Genomic DNA, 20,851 nt, shown 5'->3' with positions numbered 1-20,851 from the left:
AGGACAGACTACGGTATCGATAAACCGTGAATCTATGCCATAATACAACCAAAATGATCCAGTCCATCTAAAACCTGATGTTCCGAAGGACTCTACACGAATCGGGTAAAACCAGAAACTATCACCATTTTTTAACCATACATAGGTGTACTGATTCACACAATCGATCATATACGAACCAGAAGCTTTTGAAGGAGTATATACTGGCGGAGGAGGCAGTTGTTGTAAACTCATCGTTTCATTCCACTCCCTTAAAAGTAGGTACTTATCATGCATGATTCATAATATGTAGGTGAGTGACCAGTTGTTTGTGCAGATGCCTACCTGTTCTCCTTCGCTTTTTTCCTCCCCCCATGACAAGTCACAAATTTATGCTATAGTAGAAGAAGCGATTTGTGAAAACGCTTTATAAATTTTACGCTTACTCTCATCACATCCAGCCTTTCAACCATCCCACCTTGCAAGGAGATGTTCCATGTTCAATATCCGAGCTAGGATGAGCACCATCTACTCACGAATCCTCTTGTTTAACATCTTGCTCGTGATCATCCTTTCATTAGCCCCTCAGCTCATTTATATTCATTATTTCTCTACCGCCTATAATCAAGAAATCAATAGACAGAGTACGCAAGATGTCAATAAGCTGAAATATGCCGTAGATGAAACGATCCTAGATCGCGTCATTCGTTTAGTGAATATTTATTTCTCGGATATTCCAAGCAATGAGGTGCTCGCGTATCCGCTCACGCACGATATTAGCGGCAATGGCTACAAGATTGCTGAAGTTAGCAACTTTTTGACGGACATCCCTTACAAGCTGAACTTCTTGCAATCCGTTGAAGTGTGGTATACAGCGGGGAACGTGTATATTAATGATAAATATAGTTCGTATTTGGATTCGGCAGGCTCTCTCAAAAGCTTGGATGAAGCATGGATTAATGTTCTGCGTACCATGACCACCCCGAATCGGTGGCTGCCTCCTCGTGTAACCACACCATCAAATACGTCGGTCATCACCTATCTTTCGAATATTCCACTGATTGATAGCCTTGCGAATCGGCAAGCTGTCGTCGCCATCAACATCAAAGAAAGCGCGATTCATAATCTCATTCAATCCTCTCCAACAGATGGTGAAGTGTTATTTATTGTAGATGAGACAGGTAAAGTACTTGTCCATAGTGACAGCCAATGGGTTGGTCACAATTTCAGCCAGAAGGACTACGTCACAACACTCCTGCAACATCCAGAATCAGGTACGTTTGAAGCATCCGTCGATGGTGTTCAAAGTGTCGTTTCCTACGCCAAGTCCAAATATAACAATTGGAAATATGTCTCTGTCATTTCGATCGATACCCTGTATCAAAAATCGAAGCAGCTCAAGCATTATTTACTGATCACAACAATCATCCTACTCACTGTCAGCTTGCTATTCTCGATCTATATGACCCATTGGGCTAATAAGCCGCTGCGCAGCATCATTCAAACCATTCGCAATCTGGGAAGCTCAGACGGTCAAGAGAAGCACGCGAAGAACGAATATGCGATGCTCCATCAGGTGATTGATCGTGTGTCCCATACCATCACTGATTTGAATCATCAAATGGAGACAAATAAACCAATTATTCGCGATAAGTTCATCATGCGGCTGCTGCAAGGCGACCTCGATCAAACCGATCCGCAAGTAGCGAATATGGAGAAGATGCTCGAGTTGCATTTTGACCGAGAGAAGACGGCATGTATGGCGCTCAAGGTTTTTGGCACTGAGGGGATAGGCCTGAAGAACGAGATGATGATCCAGTACAGCATGCTGCAGCATGTGGAAGAGCTTGGTGATTACTGGCTCTGTTCGACCATGGATAACGCAGGCCATATTATTGTGATACTTAATTATTCCAATGCTTTGGATAAGGAGAAAATTCACAGCAGTATCAGCCAACAGATGAAAGGGAAATTTGTGCTCGGATTCGGAAATGAGTACGATCACGCCTACACGAATATCGCACAATCCTATACAGAAGCATGCGAGTGCTTGAATTACGCCTTCATCATGCCAACGGAGTCATGTATTGCGTATGAAGATCTGGCAATTGCGCAACGCAAAGAGCATGGCAGTGGCCTGCAAATTATCGAGCAGCTATCAGTCGCCGTACGTAATAGGAATCAGGAGATGGTGTTCTCTATCCTAGATATATTGCGGAAAGCACTTGTTTCGGGCAGATATCATATTGATTATTGCCGCAATACGGTATTTGATGCGATTTCGATCATCCGGACAACCGCCATTTCAATGGATATCGATCTAGAGCGATTCCTTGGTTATGACATTCGGGATTATGGCCGGAAAATGGACAATGTTGCTGATTTAACGGACTGGCTCACCGGTGTAGCTGTGCAAATTATGGAGTACCACACCACCAATGTGACCGACGATGACCCAGGTACCGCACTAGAACGTCAGATCCTTGCCTACATTGAGCAAAATATCTACAACGAAATTTCCCTATCTTCCTTAAGTGAGGGCATTCATATGAATTCCAGCTATGTGAGTCGAATTTACAAATCGGTCATGGGATCGAATTTCTCCGAGCATTTGGCTGGGATCAAAATGAAACACGCCGAAAGCCTCCTCAGAGAAACGGACTTATCGATAAAAGAGATTGCAGCGAAGCTCGGCTATACGAGCCCTCGTTATTTTGCGAATGTGTTCAAAGAGAACTTCGGATGTACACCCAAGAGCTATCGAGATAGCCTCGAAAGCTAGTCTCCCCAAGAGAGCTGCGATGCATTATGCATGGCAGCTTTTTCTTTCCCACCAAAGCAAAAAAACAACACAGGTAAAAATATCTGTTATGCAACCGCATAACCAGAGCCTTCATCCACGTTTCGCAACAAGAAGTAAAAAAAACAGCACTTCCGTAAAGTTATTGGGCGTTGTCGATCTCCCCGCATAGGCCGTACGATAAGGGCATCAAATCGCACACAAGATTTCGGAACAGGAGGCATGGCATGGAAAGTAACGCAATTATCGCAGCACGGGAAGTTAAAGAGCATGTGCAGCCGCAGCTCAATAAAGAACGTGCAATCAAGCTGTATTGGAAACAAAAATACTTTTTCTTTATGTTAATACCCGTGATCGCCTACTACCTCGTTTTCCACTACGCCCCCTTATATGGGATTGTTATTGCTTTTCAGAATTACTATCCACTAAAGGGCGTTGCAGGCAGTGAATGGGTAGGGCTAGATCATTTTAAGGAGCTATTCACGGGTCTATATTTCTTACCTGTACTGAAGAATACCCTTATCATCTCCACGTATAAATTGATTTTTGGCTTTCCGGCGCCGATCATTCTCTGCCTCATTCTGAATGAAGTTCGCCTTGTATTTTTTAAAAAAGCCGTTCAGACCATCACCTATTTACCGCATTTCATTTCCTGGGTAATTCTCGGCGGTATCGTGATCGAATTTCTGTCACCAACACGAGGTTTGATCAATGCCATCATCATGGAATTTGGCCATAAACCGATTCTTTTTGTGACGAGTGAGACCTACTTTCGGTCCATCCTAGTCCTCTCCTCCATATGGAAGGAAGTAGGTTGGTCAACGATTATCTATCTGGCTGCGATCACAAGTGTAGATCCTGAGCTGTATGATGCAGCGGATATGGATGGGGCGGGTCGTCTCCGGAAAATATGGAACATCACGATGCCATCCATCATGCCGGTCGTAACCATCATGTTCATTTTCGCGGTAGGCGGCATCATTAATGACGATTTTGATCAAATTTATAACTTGCTGAATGCCTCTGTCCTCTCGGTTGGAGATGTTATTTCCACCTATACGTATCAGGTTGGGCTTGTGAAAGGCGATTACAGTTTCGCAACAACTGTCGGTTTGTTCAAAAATATCATTGCCTTTGTCTTAATTCTTCTCACCAATTATGTAGCCAAGAAAACGAATGACTATTCCCTATGGTAGGTGATTTCCGAAATGGCAGCACAACGCAAGAAAAAGAAACGAACCCTTGAGGATATCTTGGTAGATACGATTGTCTATACAACGCTCATCTTGCTAAGTGTGCTGACGATTATTCCCTTCATGCAGGTGGTCACGGTGTCGATGAGTCCGCCAGAAGTCGTGAGCAGCTACGGGATTCATTTGATTCCGCTGAAATTCGATTGGGATGGTTATCGCAAAATTCTAGCATATCAGCAAATCTGGACCGGGTACCAGAATACAATCGTTCGCGTCATTCTAGGTATTGTCGTCTCCATGACCCTAATGATTCTAGCGGCCTATCCCTTGTCTAAAAAGAATTTGGTACATCGCAAGTTTTGGACGATTTTTATGGTATTTACGATGTTTTTCAGCGGGGGCTTGATCCCGACATACTTGATTGTCAAAGGCGTCGGTCTCTATAACAGCGTATGGGCGCTTGTGCTGCCTGTCGCAATCAATACCTTTACCATGCTGATTATCCGCAATTACTTTATGTCCCTCCCGGAGGAGATTCAAGAGTCAGCCCGTATTGATGGGGCGAATGAGTTCGTTATTTTAACGCGCATCATATTGCCGATTTCCATCCCAATCCTCGCTACAGTGGGTCTATGGACGATGGTCTACCATTGGAATGAATGGTTTAACGCCATGATTTATCTCAAGGATTCGAAGAAGGCGGTCCTGCAGCTTGTGTTGCGCAAGATAATGTTTGAAGGCTCCGAGCCACAGGCAGTTGAGGCAGCGAATACAATTTACGCCAACACCGACACGATGAAAATGGCTGCACTCATGGTATCTCTGATTCCTCTGCTTGTTGTTTACCCGTTCCTGCAAAAATATTTCGTCAAAGGCGTCATGATTGGCTCATTGAAAGGTTAACCCCAGCCCCCTCACAGGGGATGGTTCACTAACATATATGTCTAGGAGGGTCAAAAAATGAAGCGAAAAGCAATTCGTCATGTAGGCAGCTTGGTGAGCGCAGCTTTATTAGTAGGGAGTTTGGCAGCATGCAGCAGCGGCACAGAGAGCAGTACGACAAGTACCCCAGCACCCGCAGCTACAGGTGCAACGGCAACAGCAGCAGCTAAGAGTGAAACACCGGTCACAATCGAATGGGCAGGCTATAACATCAACGATGTTGCCCCAGATCCGAACTCCGAAGTCTTGCAGGAAGTATCCAAACGCTTTAATGCGAAAATCAATGTCTGGACAGCGGATTCTCAGAAATATAGCGAAGTGTTCAACGTCCGCATGGCATCGGGAGAGATTCCGGATATTTTGAGGCTGAAGGGCTTTGAATTATCGAAACTTGTGGACAGCGGGGTAGCGGCGGAAATTCCGGTAGATACGATTAAGCAGAAGGCACCTAACTACTACAAATTAATCATGGACAATGACACCGCAGGATCTGCCTTCCGTTCCAGCACGTATAAAGGCAAAAACTATGGGTTGTCTGCTTTCAATTTAGATGGCACCTACCCGACCAGCCTCGTATGGCGTACGGATTGGCTCAAAAATGTTGGCATCACCAAAGTGCCTGAAACATTAGCTGAGTTTGAGGATGCGATTTACAAGTTTACGAATAATGATCCAGATAAAAATGGCAAAAAAGACACGTACGGCCTCTCCAGTACGGCGATGCAAACGGTGCTTGGTGCCTTCGGACCGATCCCGACGGATGTCATCAAAGGCACAACACCTTACTCAGCCCTTTGGTATACCGTGAAGGATAATAAAGTGACGATGGATGCCATTCAACCAGAAATGAAAGAAGGCCTTAAGCTGCTGGCCAAATGGTACAAAGACGGCGTCATCGATCCTGAGTTTGTAACTGGTGAGAATAAGGGAGGGTACTGGGCGACTTCTCATGCTTTTATTAACAATCGTGTTGGCGTGACGGGTAACGTTATGTACTACCACTGGACACCCCCTCTTACAGAAGGAGATAAAGGTGGACCGGTTTATCAAGAATTCTTGAAAGTGAAGCCAGATGCCAAATATGAGGAAACATGGTCATTCGGTAAAGCCATCAAAGGGCCTGATGGCAAAGCGTATGGTGCGAACATTTGGGGCTATAACAATGAATCACTTGTGATCACGAAGAATGCTGCGAAGGATCCTAGAAAATTGGACACAATTTTAAAAATGCTCGATACACTGGTCACTGATAAGGACTATTACATGTTGGCTAACTACGGTGTCAAAGACAAGGATTATGTCATTAACGCAGACGGCTCTGTCGCTTCCAAACTCAAAAATCCAACTGAAACAGCACAACGCGGTGTGGGTACCTTTGGGATGGTTACGAACAATCCGGATGTGGTGAAGCAGTTGTTCAAAGCCAAATTTGCCGTTGCAGATAAAGTGAAAGGAACAGGCACGCCGCCATCTTATCTTCCAAGCGTAGAGGCTTCTGGCAAGTACACAGCTGATTTACAGAAGCTGACGACGGAAAACTACATCAAAATTATTACAGGCGAGCAAACCGTTGATTCCTTTGATGACTATGTCAAAAAGGCACGATCAGCCGGTGCTAATGAGATTGAGAAGCAGTACACCGAAGTCATTAAATAGTTCATATATGAAACCAATTCTCTGAATTTGAAGACTGTCACATTCGTAGCCAAACTGCAAATGAGGCAGTCTTTTCTTTACCCCAACAAGGAGGAGCATAGCGACATGAAGCTGACAGATTTCATTACCATTTCCAATGTGGAAACTCATATTTTAGGCAAAAGCATGGCGGGACGCATCTTCCCAGCACGCGATGATCGCGAGGCTTGGGCCAACTTGCCCACGGACTTACAGCAAGCTTGGCTGACGCAAGCAGAGTCCTGCCTTGGATATGAATGGCCATCTTTGCGTGCGACCGCATTTATGGCCTATTTTGAAGAGGGGAGCCGTAAGCCGTACGATTCCGTTGAAACAGAAAGACGAAATGCGCTTTGCACACTCCTGATCGCAGAATGCATCGAAGCCAAGGGCCGCTTCCTTCGGGAGATCACGAACATCATTTGGCTCCTCTGTGAGCAGACGACGTGGTGCGCTCCGGCCCATCATTATTTATCCCTTCAGCCGGGTGAGCTGCTTTCGGATGTGAAGGAGCCTTTGTTTGATCTCTCTGCTGGTGAAACTGCAGCGCTGTTGGCGTGGACGTCTCATTTGCTAAAGACCCCGTTAGATGCCCTTTCTCCTCTAATTCGCGCGCGCATCCAATTGGAGCTGGAACGCCGCATAATTGCCCCATACACCGATCGATCTGATTTCTGGTGGATGGGCTTTGGCGAACGAGAAGTTAACAACTGGAACCCATGGTGCAATGCGAATATGTTGACTGTCTTACTACTGATGGATATGGAGCCAGAACGGAAATCAATGCTTTTTGACAAGGTGCTGCGCAGTTTGGATCGATACTTAGAGGTGCAATTCGAAGATGGTGGCTGTGATGAAGGTTCAACGTACTGGGCTAGAGCAGCTGGGATGCTCTTGGTCAATCTTGAGCTATTGTACAGAGCATCGAGTGGAGCCCTGCAGGTTTACGATCAACCCATAATTAGAAAGCTTGGGCAATTCGTCTACAACATGAACATTGACGGTCATTACTATGTAAACTTTGCGGATGGCTCCGCGATTGCTTCACAAGATTACAGCATGATCCACTTATACGGTTCGCGAATCCAGGATGATCAGCTGCGCGCATTGGGGCAGATTGGCTTCCGCGCCTATCAGGTGACGGATCGAAGAGGGAAGGGGATTTCCTTTTTCCAAGAAATGATCAGCCTGCTTAGCTATGCAAGTATTCATAAGGAGACAGCGCTGGCACCCCCTCTCGTCCAAGATGTATGGCTTCCGAATCTGCAAGTGATGGCTGCAAGAGAATCGGCAGGCTCATCGCAAGGCCTGTTTGTTGCAATCAAAGGTGGTCACAATGACGAAAGCCATAATCATAATGACATCGGTCATTTCGTGGTTTATGTGCATGGAAAGCCGTTTTTGATTGATATTGGGGTGGAGACCTATACCCAGAAGACATTCAGTCCTCAGAGATATGAGATTTGGACGATGCAGTCTGGCTATCACAGTGTTCCGGTTATTAATGGTTTTGAGCAAAAGGAAGGCCGTTCCTTCCGCGCGGAGGGCGTAAATTATGAGAACAGCGAGGACACTGTTCGTTTCGGTTTAGAGCTAGCCAGTGCCTATCCGGTTGAAGCGGGTGTGCGAAGCTGGCATCGAAGCCTAACGCTGCAAAGAGGGCTGAACCCAGCCATTGAACTACGGGAATCGTGCTTGCTTTTCGAGCCTACCGATCAAGTGCTGCTTTATATGATGTCCAGTCAACTTCCCCAACTTCTAGACCAGGGCAGCATCCGTTTGCAGGATAGCGATCAGAATCAGCTACTGCTTCAGTATGACAATGAGCAATGGGAGGCCGTGTTTGAACACATTACGATAACAGACGAAAGCTTGACGCGGGTGTGGGGCGACAGCCTGTATCGCATCCAACTTAAACTTCGTCATGCGGTACAACAAGGTAATTGGGTGTTTCGAATGACGGAGCAGTAGGAATTGACAAATCCAAAAGCGTTCAAAGAGGAGGTGGATTATGAAGCCTATCAAGCTTGTCTTATTACTATTTATCTTTGTGGCTACAGGCTGCACCGAGTGGCAGAATCATTCGTTAGCGGGTCCCTCGTACGCCACTGTCGCTTATATCAATGATGTACCGATAGATGAGCGCGAGTTTCAGCTGTTCTTGAATGATGCGAAGGCTCAGACTGCTGGCTACTTCAAGAAAAACTATAATGCGGATGACTCAGCCTCTTTCTGGACAACGAGCTTTCAAGGGGAAGTGCCTATCGAGAAAGCGAAGCAACTAGCCTTAGACCGATTGAAAGAGGTCAAAGTTCAACAGCTTTTAGCCCTGCAATACAGCCTTGTGAATGACCTTAGTTATACAACTTTTCTCGAGAATTGGGCTATGGAAAATCAGCGAAGGGAAAAAGCCATTAAGAATAACCAAGTTATCTATGGTCCTAAGCAGTATGACGAGCGCGGTTATTACACCTATCTCTTTTCCAATTTGGTATTGAAAGTGCAAGCGGTATTTAAAGAAGAGACAGCACCGAAGGGAGGTGACAGCGCCAGAAATGGCTTAACGGATGATCAAAAGCAACGCGCGCAGGACGCAAGTTACGCAAAGAAAGTGAAGCAATTGATGGATGCTGCACAAGTGAAGCTTGTGGACCACATTTATCATGAAATGATGCTGCAATAAGCCGTCTGATTTAGGTTTATACATGTAAGCGCTTATATTCCAAGATAGAGGAGAATGATTAATGAGAATATCAAAGGCATTTCGATTGTGCCTATCGGTCGGCCTAATTTTTACACTCCTATTGACGGTCGTAGTATCCATGCCTGCATTAACGACCACAACGTATGCGAACAATACGACCTACTATGTCGATTCGGCTGGAGGCAGTGATAGTAACAATGGGCTGAGTACGGGGGCAGCATGGCAAACGTTAACCAAAGTCAACAGCACGACCTTTCTGCCAGGGGATAAAATCCTTTTTAAATCAGGCTCCGTATGGACGGGACAATTGCACCCGCTAGGGTCTGGAGCTTCTGGGTCCCCCATCATCATTGATAAATACGGCACAGGTAATAAACCGATTATTAATGGGAATGGATTAACCGGGGGCACGGTGTATTTTTACAATCAGCAGTATTGGGAACTCAATAATTTGGAAGTAACGAACACTTCCACTTCGGCAGGTGACCGATACGGGGTCAAGGTTGAAGCACACGATGTGGGAACCTACAATCATTTTTACATCCGAAATATGTATATCCACGATGTCACTGGAACGAATACTGATGCGCTAAAAGTGACCGGCGGTATCTTTGTGACCGTGTCGGGAACCGCTGTAAGAACAAAATGGAACGACGTTCTTATTGATGGCAATACGATTGAGCGCACAGATCGCACGGGAATAAGCAATGGCAGCTCATGGGGTAACAATGACGGGGCAGGCAACTTCGAGCCCTACACGAATCTTGTCATCAGCAACAATACTCTGAATGATATCGGCGGAGATGGGATCGTCATGCGGGCTTCCATCAATGGTTTGATTCAATATAACGTTGTAAACAAAGCCCATGCACGGGATACTAATTTCGACGTTGCCATTTGGGCGATTAACAGTACCAGTCCTGTCATGCAATATAACGAAGCCTACAATACCAAAACAACGAATGACGGCCAAGGCTTTGACTGTGACTTTAACTTGACTGGCTGTACGGTACAGTACAATTATAGTCATGATAATGAGGGTGGCTTTCTGCTCGTCATGGGGAATGGATCAATTCGTAACGACAATATGATTGTTCGCTATAATATTTCCCAGAATGACCGCGCGCGTATTTTCCAATTCAATAGCGGCTACACGCCGTTGAATAGCCAAATCTATAACAATACCTTCTATATTGGTTCCGGTTTAAGCACGAGCATTACAACTGGGCTAGCCGGAAGCAATCCGATCTATTTTAAAAATAACATCGTCTACAACGCAGGTAGCGGCGGCTATTCCGTCAAAGCGAATGACGTGTATGATTACAATGTTTTCTATGGTAACCACCCGGCAAGTGAGCCAAGTGATGCTCATAAATTAACGACAGATCCGCTCCTCGCAGGGGCAGGCAGTGGTGGTATCGGTTTAAGCACAGTGAATGGCTATAAGCTGGGAACAGGTTCGCCTGCCTTGTCCTCTGGGGTCCTAATCAGCAGCAATGGAGGCAAGGACTACTGGGGTAATACTGTCTCATCGTCGACTGCACCGAATCGCGGTGCGTACAATGGTGCTGGTGTCGTCCTGACTACCCCTAATACATGGATAGCTGTAGATGATGCGAATGTGAGAGATGGCACTTACGCCACAACGAATCAAGCTGGAACAACGGCTGTTACGGTTGATACGAAGAACGACTTAACCAGCTACAGACGGGATGGTTATTTTAAATTTGATTTTAACAGTTATAGCGGTACCGTCTCTAACGCAACGATCACATTAAAGCCAATCACAGCTGCAATGAGCGGCATCCAAAACGAGGTGGCACTCGTTAGCGACAACAGCTGGACAGAAGGTGGCATCACTTGGGATACGAAGCCTTCTTCCAGCACCGTATTAGGTACGTATACGATCGTTGCTGGTACGCCGATTACCATTAATGTAACTTCTCAGGTACAAGCGGCGATGTCTACTGGCAAAAAGCTCTCCATCCGCGTATACAGCACGTCAGCAGTAAATTCAAATGGGAATGTCTCTTTTGCATCAAGTGAGAGCATCACAAGCACGGATCGACCTAAGTTAACGATAACACCATAATCACATAAGGGCTGAGTGTTTGGAACAGTGTCGTCAGGAATTGACGCGGTGTCCGGTGCTCAGCTTTTACCTTTTTTAGACCCGCCGACCCTGTTTCAATAGGTGTTTGATCTCATTGGCTATGAGGCTTACGCCCCTGTCTATGCGCTCTTCTGATACGCGTGTGATGCTCAGATTCATGAGCTGCAGCGGTTCAAAACTAGGCAAATAATTTGAAGTAAGGTTCTGAATCAACACTTGCTTCTTTTGCAATCTTTCCAACAAAACCGGAATCGGCAAATGAGGATGGAGCACGATATGCGTGTGTACACCGGATTGGCTTGGGGAAGCTACAATATAGCTATCCTCATTATAGGTATGAAGAGATCGATGCAACTGTTGTAACCGTCTTGAATAGGCATCCCTGATGGCATGTTTACGCCGTTCAAACATGCCGCTCTGAATATAAATCTCCAAGGCTGCTTGTGAAAGCATGGGGCTGTCGATATCGGAAACCTTTTTGAACATACGGAATACATCACTCAGAACAGGTGGGAGAACGGCAACTCCGACCCTTAACCCGGGAAACAGGATTTTAGCATAGCTTTTTAAATAAATGACATGAGAAGAATCATAGGTGTAGATCGGATCTGATTTCGAATCAAGCTCAAGATCTGCCAAATAATCATCTTCAACAATATACACATCGTATCGTATGGCTAGCTTGGCAATTGCTTTCTTCGTGTGCTCAGAGTAGGAGCACCCAAGCGGGTTATGAAAACGCGGCATCGTATAGAAGAACTTTATATCCTCCGTACGGAAGAGATGTTCTAAGTGATTTAAGTCGATATCACCTTGAGGTGACCGACGAATTCCATGTACTGGTAGCTGATAGCTTTCGACTAATTGGATAAATAAGTGATAGCTAGGCTGCTCCATCAGAATTCCGCGCTTTTTGTTCGGAAAAGGCATCAATGCCAAGATGGCGAGGGCCTGCTGCACACCAGAAGTGATATGAATGTGTTCAGGCTTCGTGAATACCTGGTAGTTAGCCAAATGCTTACATAGAAGCCGCAATAACGAGGGCAAGCCTTGCGGTGTACCGTAAATAAACAATTCATTTTTGTACATATCAAAAGCTTTATCCACACAATGTTTAAAGTCCAAGTAAGGAAACAGCTCGGGATCTGGTGCAGCAGAGGAGAAGTCAAAGACCCTATTTTCAGGTAGCTGCAGACTTGCTCCTCGTTGTTGAACTGCGTAATAGCCGCTTTGTGGGATCGAATAAATGAGATGGCGACTTTCCAGAAGGGTAAAAGCACGAATCACCGTGCTCTTGTTGCAAGCATACTGAAGGGAGAGGTCTCTAATAGAAGGAAGCTTCTGTCCAGCTTTAAATTGCCCCTGTTCGAGTTGCTGTTCAATGTCATTCACAATAAGCAAATATTTATACATGGGCGTTGAATCTCCGATCTTCATCTTAAAATTGTACCGGTACAGTTGCTGTGTAAAAGGATTGCTGCGCATGGCTTACCGACTTATGCTGATATCAGAGAATGTTTCAGTCAGCTATAAGACTAAACTTATTCTATTTTGATAAGGAGTTGGAGAGATGAAATCCCACAACGGTCTAAAACTTGCTTATTTACTAGCTGTACTCAATGCAGTCATCATCGGTATCTCTTTTTTGTTTGCCAAAATAGCGCTGGACTACGCGCAACCCCTCGATACACTGATGTACCGATTTGCCGTATCGTTTCTTGGAATATCGCTGCCAGTTGCTTTGGGAATCGTAAAATTGCGTTATCGCGGCAAGCCTATTGGTAAAGCACTTTTACTCTCATCCATGTATCCACTGGGCTTCTTCACCCTACAAGCATATGGTTTACAGCACGCAACGGCCGCTGAGGCGGGGATCCTCTACGCATTTACACCTATCGTCACTATGTTGTGCGCATCGATCTTTTTGAAAGAATCCACCAATCGGATTCAGAAGCTCGCGATATTTTTCTCGGTGTTCGGTGTTGTATTTATCTTTCTAATGAAGGGAGCTGAGTTAGACATCTCTAATATAACAGGAATCTCCTTGTTAATTCTCACTAGTGTTTCATTTGCGGGATACAGCGTAATGGCACGCTCCTTATCCAAACAATTTAGTCCGTCTGAAATCAGTTACTTGATGCTGAGCACAGGATTTGTAGTGTTTCTAATCTCCTCTTTGCTTACACATAGGAAGTTAGGATCTTTCGAGAGTTTACTAACGCCTTTGTCTCATCCACTCTTTATCGTGTCTATTCTATTCTTGGGCTTGGTGTCTTCTCTGGTAACGGCTCTGGCGTCGACGTATGTCTTGTCCAAAATCGAAGCTTCCCAAATGAGCGTCTTCACGAATCTTTCCACTCTGGTTACAATTGCCGCAGGAGCGTTATTCCTAGAAGAGGAAGTAACCCGGTATCATGTGATTGGCTCCGTATTAATCATTGTTGGCGTACTCGGTACCCAATACTATAGTGGACGTACCAAGGAAATTCGTAAGTTGAAGAGATCTGTTTAATTGCAAAACATCGGAGCTATAACTGGTGGCGGCTGATGCGAATAAACAAATTTGTAATTGGAAAAATAAAACATTGCCATGTGTTTGCCTTCCATGCTATATTATCACTTCGGCCGCAAGACAGACAGGCTGGCAACGAAAAAGAATTAAAAAAGAATTTCAAAAAAAGCTTGCAAATAAAAAATGAAAATGGTATATTACTTTTCGCTGCTTCGGTAACACGGTAGCGAATGAAAGAAATTGATCTTTGAAAACTGAACAACGAGTGAGTAAGCACAGTCGAGTAATCGACTATAAAAGAGATTGCAAAATCTCGCTAGCTTCAAATGAGCAATTAAGCTTTCAGATATACGGACGAGCAATCGTCCAAACTATTATGGAGAGTTTGATCCTGGCTCAGGACGAACGCTGGCGGCGTGCCTAATACATGCAAGTCGAGCGGGTTTATCCTTCGGGATAAGCTAGCGGCGGACGGGTGAGTAACACGTAGGTAACCTGCCTTTAAGACTGGGATAACTATCGGAAACGATAGCTAAGACCGGATAACTGGTTTTCTCGCATGAGAGAATCATAAAACACGGAGCAATCTGTGGCTTAAAGATGGGCCTGCGGCGCATTAGCTAGTTGGTGAGGTAACGGCTCACCAAGGCGACGATGCGTAGCCGACCTGAGAGGGTGAACGGCCACACTGGGACTGAGACACGGCCCAGACTCCTACGGGAGGCAGCAGTAGGGAATCTTCCGCAATGGACGCAAGTCTGACGGAGCAACGCCGCGTGAGTGATGAAGGTTTTCGGATCGTAAAGCTCTGTTGCCCTAGACGAACAGCATGAGGAGTAACTGCCTTGTGTGTGACGGTATAGGAGAAGAAAGCCCCGGCTAACTACGTGCCAGCAGCCGCGGTAATACGTAGGGGGCAAGCGTTGTCCGGAATTATTGGGCGTAAAGCGCGCGCAGGCGGTCATTTAAGTCTGGTGTTTAAGCCCGGGGCTCAACCCCGGTTCGCATCGGAAACTGGACGACTTGAGTGTAAGAGAGGAAAGTGGAATTCCACGTGTAGCGGTGAAATGCGTAGAGATGTGGAGGAACACCAGTGGCGAAGGCGACTTTCTGGCTTATAACTGACGCTGAGGCGCGAAAGCGTGGGGAGCAAACAGGATTAGATACCCTGGTAGTCCACGCCGTAAACGATGCATACTAGGTGTCGGGGATTCGATTTCTCGGTGCCGAAGTTAACACAGTAAGTATGCCGCCTGGGGAGTACGCTCGCAAGAGTGAAACTCAAAGGAATTGACGGGGACCCGCACAAGCAGTGGAGTATGTGGTTTAATTCGAAGCAACGCGAAGAACCTTACCAGGTCTTGACATCCCGATGTAACGCCTAGAGATAGGCGCCCTCTTCGGAGCATTGGAGACAGGTGGTGCATGGTTGTCGTCAGCTCGTGTCGTGAGATGTTGGGTTAAGTCCCGCAACGAGCGCAACCCTTGATCTTAGTTGCCAGCACTTCGGGTGGGCACTCTAGGATGACTGCCGGTGACAAACCGGAGGAAGGTGGGGATGACGTCAAATCATCATGCCCCTTATGACCTGGGCTACACACGTACTACAATGGTCGGTACAACGGGAAGCGAAGCCGCGAGGTGGAGCCAATCCTTATAAGCCGATCTCAGTTCGGATTGCAGGCTGCAACTCGCCTGCATGAAGTCGGAATTGCTAGTAATCGCGGATCAGCATGCCGCGGTGAATACGTTCCCGGGTCTTGTACACACCGCCCGTCACACCACGAGAGTTTACAACACCCGAAGTCGGTGGGGTAACCCGCAAGGGAGCCAGCCGCCGAAGGTGGGGTAGATGATTGGGGTGAAGTCGTAACAAGGTAGCCGTATCGGAAGGTGCGGCTGGATCACCTCCTTTCTATGGAGACTCGGATCTGATAGATCCAGTCAAGTATCTTCGGATACAAATCGTTTACTCACTCGTGTTCAGTTTTGAAAGAGCAATGCCGGAAACGGTAAGCCTTTCAACAATCTTGTTCCTTGAAAACTAGATAACGAAACAAAAACGTAAAGTAAGAACTTAGGTTGTGTGACCTTTTGGTCTCACATAAATCTTTATTAGTTTTTTCTAGGTTAAGCTAGAAAGAGCACACGGAGGATGCCTAGGCACTAGGAGCCGAAGAAGGACGTGGCGAACGACGAAATGCCTCGGGGAGCCGTAAGCAGGCTTTGATCCGGGGATGTCCGAATGGGGGAACCCAGCTGTGGTAATGCGCAGTTACTCTAAAGTGAATACATAGCTTTAGTAGAGGCAGACCCAGGGAACTGAAACATCTAAGTACCTGGAGGAAAAGAAAACAAAAGTGATTCCGTCAGTAGCGGCGAGCGAAAGCGGAATAGCCCAAACCAAGGAGCTTGCTCCTTGGGGTTGTAGGACCTCGATATGGGGTTAGTTTGGTAGGCGAAGTGATCTGGAAAGGTCCGGCATAGAAGGTAAAAGCCCTGTAGCCCAAACTGAACGAATCCCCTAGAGGTATCCTGAGTACGGCGGGTCACGTGAAACCCCGTCGGAATCCGGCAGGACCATCTGCCAAGGCTAAATACTCCCTAGTGACCGATAGTGAAGCAGTACCGTGAGGGAAAGGTGAAAAGCACCGCGGAAGCGGAGTGAAAAAGAACCTGAAACCGTGTGCTTACAAAAAGTCAGAGCCCTCTATATGGGTGATGGCGTGCCTTTTGTAGAATGAACCGGCGAGTTACGTTCCCGTGCGAGGTTAAGTTGAAAAGACGGAGCCGCAGCGAAAGCGAGTCTGAATAGGGCGCTTTAGTACGTGGACGTAGACCCGAAACCGTGTGATCTACCCCTGTCCAGGGTGAAGGTGAGGTAACACTCACTGGAGGCCCGAACCCACGAATGTTGAAAAATTCGGGGATGAGGTGGGGGTAGCGGAGAAATTCCAATCGAACTCGGAGATAGCTGGTTCTCCCCGAAATAGCTTTAGGGCTAGCCTCGGATGTTGAGTTGTGGAGGTAAAGCACTGATTGGGTGCGGGGCCCGCCAAGGGTTACCAAGTCCAGTCAAACTCTGAATGCCACAAACTTAAATCCGGGAGTCAGACAGTGAGTGCTAAGATCCATTGTCAAAAGGGAAACAGCCCAGACCATCAGCTAAGGTCCCCAAGTGTGTGTTAAGTGGGAAAGGATGTGGAGTTGCACAGACAACCAGGATGTTGGCTTAGAAGCAGCCACCATTGAAAGAGTGCGTAATAGCTCACTGGTCGAGTGACTCTGCGCCGAAAATGTAACGGGGCTAAACACGCCACCGAAGCTATGGCTTGCACGTATGTGCATGGGTAGGGGAGCGTTGTATGTACGTTGAATTCTGACCGTAAGGACAGGTGGAGCGCATACAAGTGAGAATGCCGGTATAAGTAACGAAAAGATCAGTGAGAATCTGATCCGCCGAAAACCTAAGGGTTCCTGAGGAAGGCTCGTCCGCTCAGGGTAAGTCGGGACCTAAGGCGAGGCCGAAAGGCGTAGTCGATGGACAACAGGTGGAAATTCCTGTACCACCGTAGCCGTTATGAGCAATGGAGTGACGCAGAAGGATAGTGACGCGAGCTGATGGATGCTCGTCCAAGCAGTGAGGCTGGTGTGTAGGCAAATCCGCACATCGTAAGGCTGGGCTGTGATGGGGAGGGAAATTTAAGTACCGAAGGTCATGAGTTCACACTGCCAAGAAAAGCTTCTAGCCAGGCGAAGGTGCCCGTACCGCAAACCGACACAGGTGGGTGAGAAGAGAATTCTAAGGCGCGCGGAAGAACTCTCGTTAAGGAACTCGGCAAAATGACCCCGTAACTTCGGGAGAAGGGGTGCCTCGGTAGGGTGAATAGCCCGAGGGGGCCGCAGTGAAAAGGCCCAAGCGACTGTTTAGCAAAAACACAGGTCTGTGCGAAGCCGCAAGGCGAAGTATACGGGCTGACGCCTGCCCGGTGCTGGAAGGTTAAGAGGAGTGGTTAGGGGCAACCCGAAGCTATGAATTGAAGCCCCAGTAAACGGCGGCCGTAACTATAACGGTCCTAAGGTAGCGAAATTCCTTGTCAGGTAAATTCTGACCCGCACGAATGGCGTAACGACTTGGGCGCTGTCTCAACGAGAGATCCGGTGAAATTTTAATACCTGTGAAGATGCAGGTTACCCGCGACAAGACGGAAAGACCCCATGGAGCTTTACTGCAGCTTGATATTGGACTTTGGTACGATCTGTACAGGATAGGTGGGAGCCTTTGAAGCCTGAGCGCCAGCTTGGGTGGAGGCATCGTTGGGATACCACCCTGATCGTATCGGAGTTCTAACCTGGTACCGTGATCCGGTATGGGGACAGTGTCAGGTGGGCAGTTTGACTGGGGCGGTCGCCTCCTAAAATGTAACGGAGGCGTTTAAAGGTTCCCTCAGAATGGTTGGAAATCATTCGCAGAGTGCAAAGGCATAAGGGAGCTTGACTGCGAGACCTACAAGTCGAGCAGGGACGAAAGTCGGACTTAGTGATCCGGTGGTACCGAATGGAAGGGCCATCGCTCAACGGATAAAAGCTACCCTGGGGATAACAGGCTTATCTCCCCCAAGAGTCCACATCGACGGGGAGGTTTGGCACCTCGATGTCGGCTCATCGCATCCTGGGGCTGAAGTAGGTCCCAAGGGTTGGGCTGTTCGCCCATTAAAGCGGTACGCGAGCTGGGTTCAGAACGTCGTGAGACAGTTCGGTCCCTATCTGTCGCGGGCGTAGGAAATTTGAGAGGAGCTGTCCTTAGTACGAGAGGACCGGGATGGACGTACCGCTGGTGTACCAGTTGTCTCGCCAGAGGCATCGCTGGGTAGCTATGTACGGAGGGGATAAGCGCTGAAAGCATCTAAGCGCGAAGCCCCCCTCAAGATGAGATTTCCCAGTATGTAAGACCCCTTGTAGACGACGAGGTTGATAGGTTCGAGGTGGAAGTGCGGCAACGTATGCAGCTGACGAATACTAATCGGTCGAGGGCTTAACCAAAATTCCTAAGAAAGTACTTTACGTTGAAGTTTCGTATCTAGTTTTCAAGGCGCAAACAAACGCTTTGACTGTTTGGTGATGATGGCGGAGGGGACCCACGCGTTCCCATCTCGAACACGACCGTTAAGCCCTCCAGCGTCGATGGTACTTGAACCGCAGGGTTCTGGGAGAGTAGAACGTTGCCAAGCAGTCACCTGATATAGGGATCTTTTAGTGGAGCTAAAAGTCTCTCTACATTGGGTATTTTTTTTGCCGAAGCTTTCGGCGAAAATTTTAGGCCCGTTGGTCAAGTGGTTAAGACACCTCCCTTTCACGGAGGTAACAGGGGTTCGAGTCCCCTACGGGTCACCATTTTTTATAAGTATGAACGCTTAGCTCAGCTGGGAGAGCACTACCTTGACAGGGTAGGGGTCGGCGGTTCGATCCCGTCAGCGTTCACCATAATAGTCTTTTAGCATGGAGCTGTGGTGTAGTGGCCTAACATGCCTGCCTGTCACGCAGGAGACCGCGGGTTCGAATCCCGTCAGCTCCGCCATTTTTCACAAGGCGAGTAAGTTTGAAATCATACCTTGGCTTTGTAGCTCAGTCGGTAGAGCAGAGGACTGAAAATCCTCGTGTCGGCGGTTCGATTCCGTCCAAAGCCACCATTTTTCTAAATGAATAAGCCGTTGTAGCTCAACTGGTAGAGCAACTGACTTGTAATCAGTAGGTTGGGGGTTCAAGTCCTCTCGACGGCACCATTTTTCCTAAGAATGTTTGGGGAAAAGAAATTTTTTCGAATGTGGCGGTCGTGGCGAAGGGGTTAACGCACCGGTTTGTGGATCCGGCATTCGCGGGTTCAAGTCCCGTCGTCCGCCCATTAATTTCTCAGTGAAGTCAGCTTCGGCTAGCAACTTCATCATTTGCCTGATTGACAACATGCGCGTATGGCGGAATTGGCAGACGCACTAGACTTAGGATCTAGCGGGTGACCGTGGGGGTTCAAGTCCCTCTACGCGCATTATATGCCGGCATGGCGGAATGGCAGACGCGCTCGACTCAAAATCGAGTCCGAAAGGGTGGAGGTTCGAGTCCTCTTGCCGGTATCAAAAGCAACACACACGAAAAGCCTTACACTGTAAGGCTTTTTTTGTTGTTCATATATGTTATTCTTTGCTTTTCTGTGCTAATTGTTGAATAACCTGATCAACTTTCGCAATATGCTGGGACATTCTCTCTGCAGCAAGCTGCTCGTCTTGAGCGGCAATTGCCTCAACAATATCGCGATGTTCCTGTAGAAGCTGTTCGGCCGAAGCACGCTCTGCAAAAAACCACAGGCGCCGCGAAGCCTTCATGCTCTGTTGTAATCGCTCCGTCAAGGACTCCATCATCCCTATGAATAGAGTATTCTGAGATGCCTTAGCGATCTCCAAATGGAAGCGGATGTCAGCATGTTCACTTTCTTCCTCATTGCCAAGTGAGGATTCCATATCACGCAGGATTCCTTTAAGAACTGATAAATGATGCTCAGTGCGGCGGCTAGCCGCTAAAGTTGCACAGCCAGCCTCGATGAATCTACGCACCTCCTGCACTTCCTGAAGTGTCTCACTATGGTCAAATAGACTACTCGATTCCGTCGGTAATGACGTAACGACATAAGTGCCTCCCCCATGTCGAATATCGACCCAGCCCATAGCTTTAAGCCCACTGAGTGCTTCTCTGATCGTAGACCGGCCGACTTGGAAGCTTGCAGCAAGATCAACGACTGTAGGAAGCTTAGAACCAGGAGCATAAGTTCCTTCCTCAATTTGAGCTTTAATATGTTGAAGCACGATTTCCGAGCCCTTTTGTGGTCGGATTTGCTGAAAAACCATGAGTATCCCCCTGAAAATCGTAGATAAAGTTCTATACA

Annotated in this window: 10 protein-coding genes, 8 tRNA genes and 3 rRNA genes; 19 read left to right on the top strand and 2 right to left on the bottom strand. The window is 47.2% G+C overall.

Going from position 1 to position 20,851, the window contains the following annotated elements:
- The first annotated feature begins 475 nt into the window (after positions 1 to 475).
- From ACSQ8O_RS22995 to ACSQ8O_RS22965, 7 genes are all read left to right on the top strand, one after another.
- Complete coding sequence (locus tag ACSQ8O_RS22995) at positions 476 to 2,761, top strand: helix-turn-helix domain-containing protein (RefSeq protein WP_436243500.1); 2,286 nt, start codon at positions 476 to 478, stop codon at positions 2,759 to 2,761.
- 245 nt (positions 2,762 to 3,006) lie between these two features.
- The gene (locus ACSQ8O_RS22990; RefSeq protein WP_436243499.1) at positions 3,007 to 3,975 is read left to right on the top strand and encodes an ABC transporter permease; all 969 of its coding nucleotides are present in this window, start codon (positions 3,007 to 3,009) and stop codon (positions 3,973 to 3,975) included.
- Between the two features lie 12 nt (positions 3,976 to 3,987).
- On the top strand, positions 3,988 to 4,875 hold the full coding sequence (locus ACSQ8O_RS22985; protein WP_056623546.1) for a carbohydrate ABC transporter permease: 888 nt from the start codon (positions 3,988 to 3,990) through the stop codon (positions 4,873 to 4,875).
- Positions 4,876 to 4,932: 57 nt separating this feature from the next.
- Positions 4,933 to 6,570: a hypothetical protein gene (locus tag ACSQ8O_RS22980; RefSeq protein ID WP_436243498.1), complete on the top strand. Its 1,638-nt coding sequence runs from the start codon at positions 4,933 to 4,935 to the stop codon at positions 6,568 to 6,570.
- Between the two features lie 105 nt (positions 6,571 to 6,675).
- Complete coding sequence (locus ACSQ8O_RS22975; protein ID WP_436243497.1) at positions 6,676 to 8,559, top strand: heparinase II/III domain-containing protein; 1,884 nt, start codon at positions 6,676 to 6,678, stop codon at positions 8,557 to 8,559.
- A gap of 40 nt (positions 8,560 to 8,599) precedes the next feature.
- Positions 8,600 to 9,271: a hypothetical protein gene (locus ACSQ8O_RS22970; protein ID WP_436243496.1), complete on the top strand. Its 672-nt coding sequence runs from the start codon at positions 8,600 to 8,602 to the stop codon at positions 9,269 to 9,271.
- A gap of 61 nt (positions 9,272 to 9,332) precedes the next feature.
- Positions 9,333 to 11,384 (top strand): CBM96 family carbohydrate-binding protein, encoded by a 2,052-nt coding sequence (locus ACSQ8O_RS22965; RefSeq protein WP_436243495.1) that lies wholly within the window; start codon positions 9,333 to 9,335, stop codon positions 11,382 to 11,384.
- Between the two features lie 75 nt (positions 11,385 to 11,459).
- On the opposite strand, the gene ACSQ8O_RS22960 is transcribed toward ACSQ8O_RS22965, so the two are convergent.
- On the bottom strand, positions 11,460 to 12,818 hold the full coding sequence (locus ACSQ8O_RS22960; protein ID WP_436243494.1) for a PLP-dependent aminotransferase family protein: 1,359 nt from the start codon (positions 12,816 to 12,818) through the stop codon (positions 11,460 to 11,462).
- Between the two features lie 157 nt (positions 12,819 to 12,975).
- Between ACSQ8O_RS22960 and ACSQ8O_RS22955 the strand changes: the two genes are divergently transcribed.
- From ACSQ8O_RS22955 to ACSQ8O_RS22900, 12 genes are all read left to right on the top strand, one after another.
- The gene (locus ACSQ8O_RS22955; RefSeq protein ID WP_436243493.1) at positions 12,976 to 13,917 is read left to right on the top strand and encodes a DMT family transporter; all 942 of its coding nucleotides are present in this window, start codon (positions 12,976 to 12,978) and stop codon (positions 13,915 to 13,917) included.
- Between the two features lie 373 nt (positions 13,918 to 14,290).
- Positions 14,291 to 15,832, top strand: a 16S ribosomal RNA gene (locus ACSQ8O_RS22950).
- A 213-nt stretch (positions 15,833 to 16,045) separates the two neighbouring features.
- Positions 16,046 to 18,960, top strand: a 23S ribosomal RNA gene (locus tag ACSQ8O_RS22945).
- A 71-nt stretch (positions 18,961 to 19,031) separates the two neighbouring features.
- A 5S ribosomal RNA gene (gene rrf / locus ACSQ8O_RS22940) occupies positions 19,032 to 19,148 on the top strand.
- Together the 16S, 23S and 5S rRNA genes with 8 tRNA genes alongside form the textbook arrangement of a ribosomal RNA operon.
- A gap of 88 nt (positions 19,149 to 19,236) precedes the next feature.
- Positions 19,237 to 19,311, top strand: a tRNA-Glu gene (locus ACSQ8O_RS22935).
- Between the two features lie 14 nt (positions 19,312 to 19,325).
- Positions 19,326 to 19,401 (top strand) — tRNA-Val (locus tag ACSQ8O_RS22930).
- A 17-nt stretch (positions 19,402 to 19,418) separates the two neighbouring features.
- Positions 19,419 to 19,495 (top strand) — tRNA-Asp (locus ACSQ8O_RS22925).
- A gap of 36 nt (positions 19,496 to 19,531) precedes the next feature.
- Positions 19,532 to 19,607: transfer RNA gene (locus ACSQ8O_RS22920), tRNA-Phe, on the top strand.
- Positions 19,608 to 19,624: 17 nt separating this feature from the next.
- Positions 19,625 to 19,700, top strand: a tRNA-Thr gene (locus ACSQ8O_RS22915).
- A gap of 44 nt (positions 19,701 to 19,744) precedes the next feature.
- Positions 19,745 to 19,817: transfer RNA gene (locus ACSQ8O_RS22910), tRNA-His, on the top strand.
- A 63-nt stretch (positions 19,818 to 19,880) separates the two neighbouring features.
- A tRNA-Leu gene (locus ACSQ8O_RS22905) sits at positions 19,881 to 19,960 on the top strand.
- Between the two features lie 6 nt (positions 19,961 to 19,966).
- Positions 19,967 to 20,045, top strand: a tRNA-Leu gene (locus ACSQ8O_RS22900).
- Positions 20,046 to 20,105: 60 nt separating this feature from the next.
- Here ACSQ8O_RS22900 and ACSQ8O_RS22895 read toward each other — a convergent pair.
- Complete coding sequence (locus tag ACSQ8O_RS22895; RefSeq protein ID WP_436243492.1) at positions 20,106 to 20,813, bottom strand: FadR/GntR family transcriptional regulator; 708 nt, start codon at positions 20,811 to 20,813, stop codon at positions 20,106 to 20,108.
- Positions 20,814 to 20,851 lie beyond the last annotated feature (38 nt).

This window comes from Paenibacillus sp. LjRoot56, assembly GCF_964253335.1.
Lineage (GTDB): Bacteria > Bacillota > Bacilli > Paenibacillales > NBRC-103111 > Paenibacillus_E > Paenibacillus_E allorhizoplanae.
This window is presented reverse-complemented; position numbering and strand designations above follow the sequence as displayed.

Coding starts and splice junctions, on each gene's coding strand:
- ACSQ8O_RS22995 (WP_436243500.1), top strand. CDS start 476: ATGTTCAATATCCGAGCTAGGATGAGCACCATCTACTCACGAATCCTC.
- ACSQ8O_RS22990 (WP_436243499.1), top strand. CDS start 3,007: ATGGAAAGTAACGCAATTATCGCAGCACGGGAAGTTAAAGAGCATGTG.
- ACSQ8O_RS22985 (WP_056623546.1), top strand. CDS start 3,988: ATGGCAGCACAACGCAAGAAAAAGAAACGAACCCTTGAGGATATCTTG.
- ACSQ8O_RS22980 (WP_436243498.1), top strand. CDS start 4,933: ATGAAGCGAAAAGCAATTCGTCATGTAGGCAGCTTGGTGAGCGCAGCT.
- ACSQ8O_RS22975 (WP_436243497.1), top strand. CDS start 6,676: ATGAAGCTGACAGATTTCATTACCATTTCCAATGTGGAAACTCATATT.
- ACSQ8O_RS22970 (WP_436243496.1), top strand. CDS start 8,600: ATGAAGCCTATCAAGCTTGTCTTATTACTATTTATCTTTGTGGCTACA.
- ACSQ8O_RS22965 (WP_436243495.1), top strand. CDS start 9,333: ATGAGAATATCAAAGGCATTTCGATTGTGCCTATCGGTCGGCCTAATT.
- ACSQ8O_RS22960 (WP_436243494.1), bottom strand. CDS start 12,818: ATGTATAAATATTTGCTTATTGTGAATGACATTGAACAGCAACTCGAA.
- ACSQ8O_RS22955 (WP_436243493.1), top strand. CDS start 12,976: ATGAAATCCCACAACGGTCTAAAACTTGCTTATTTACTAGCTGTACTC.
- ACSQ8O_RS22895 (WP_436243492.1), bottom strand. CDS start 20,813: ATGGTTTTTCAGCAAATCCGACCACAAAAGGGCTCGGAAATCGTGCTT.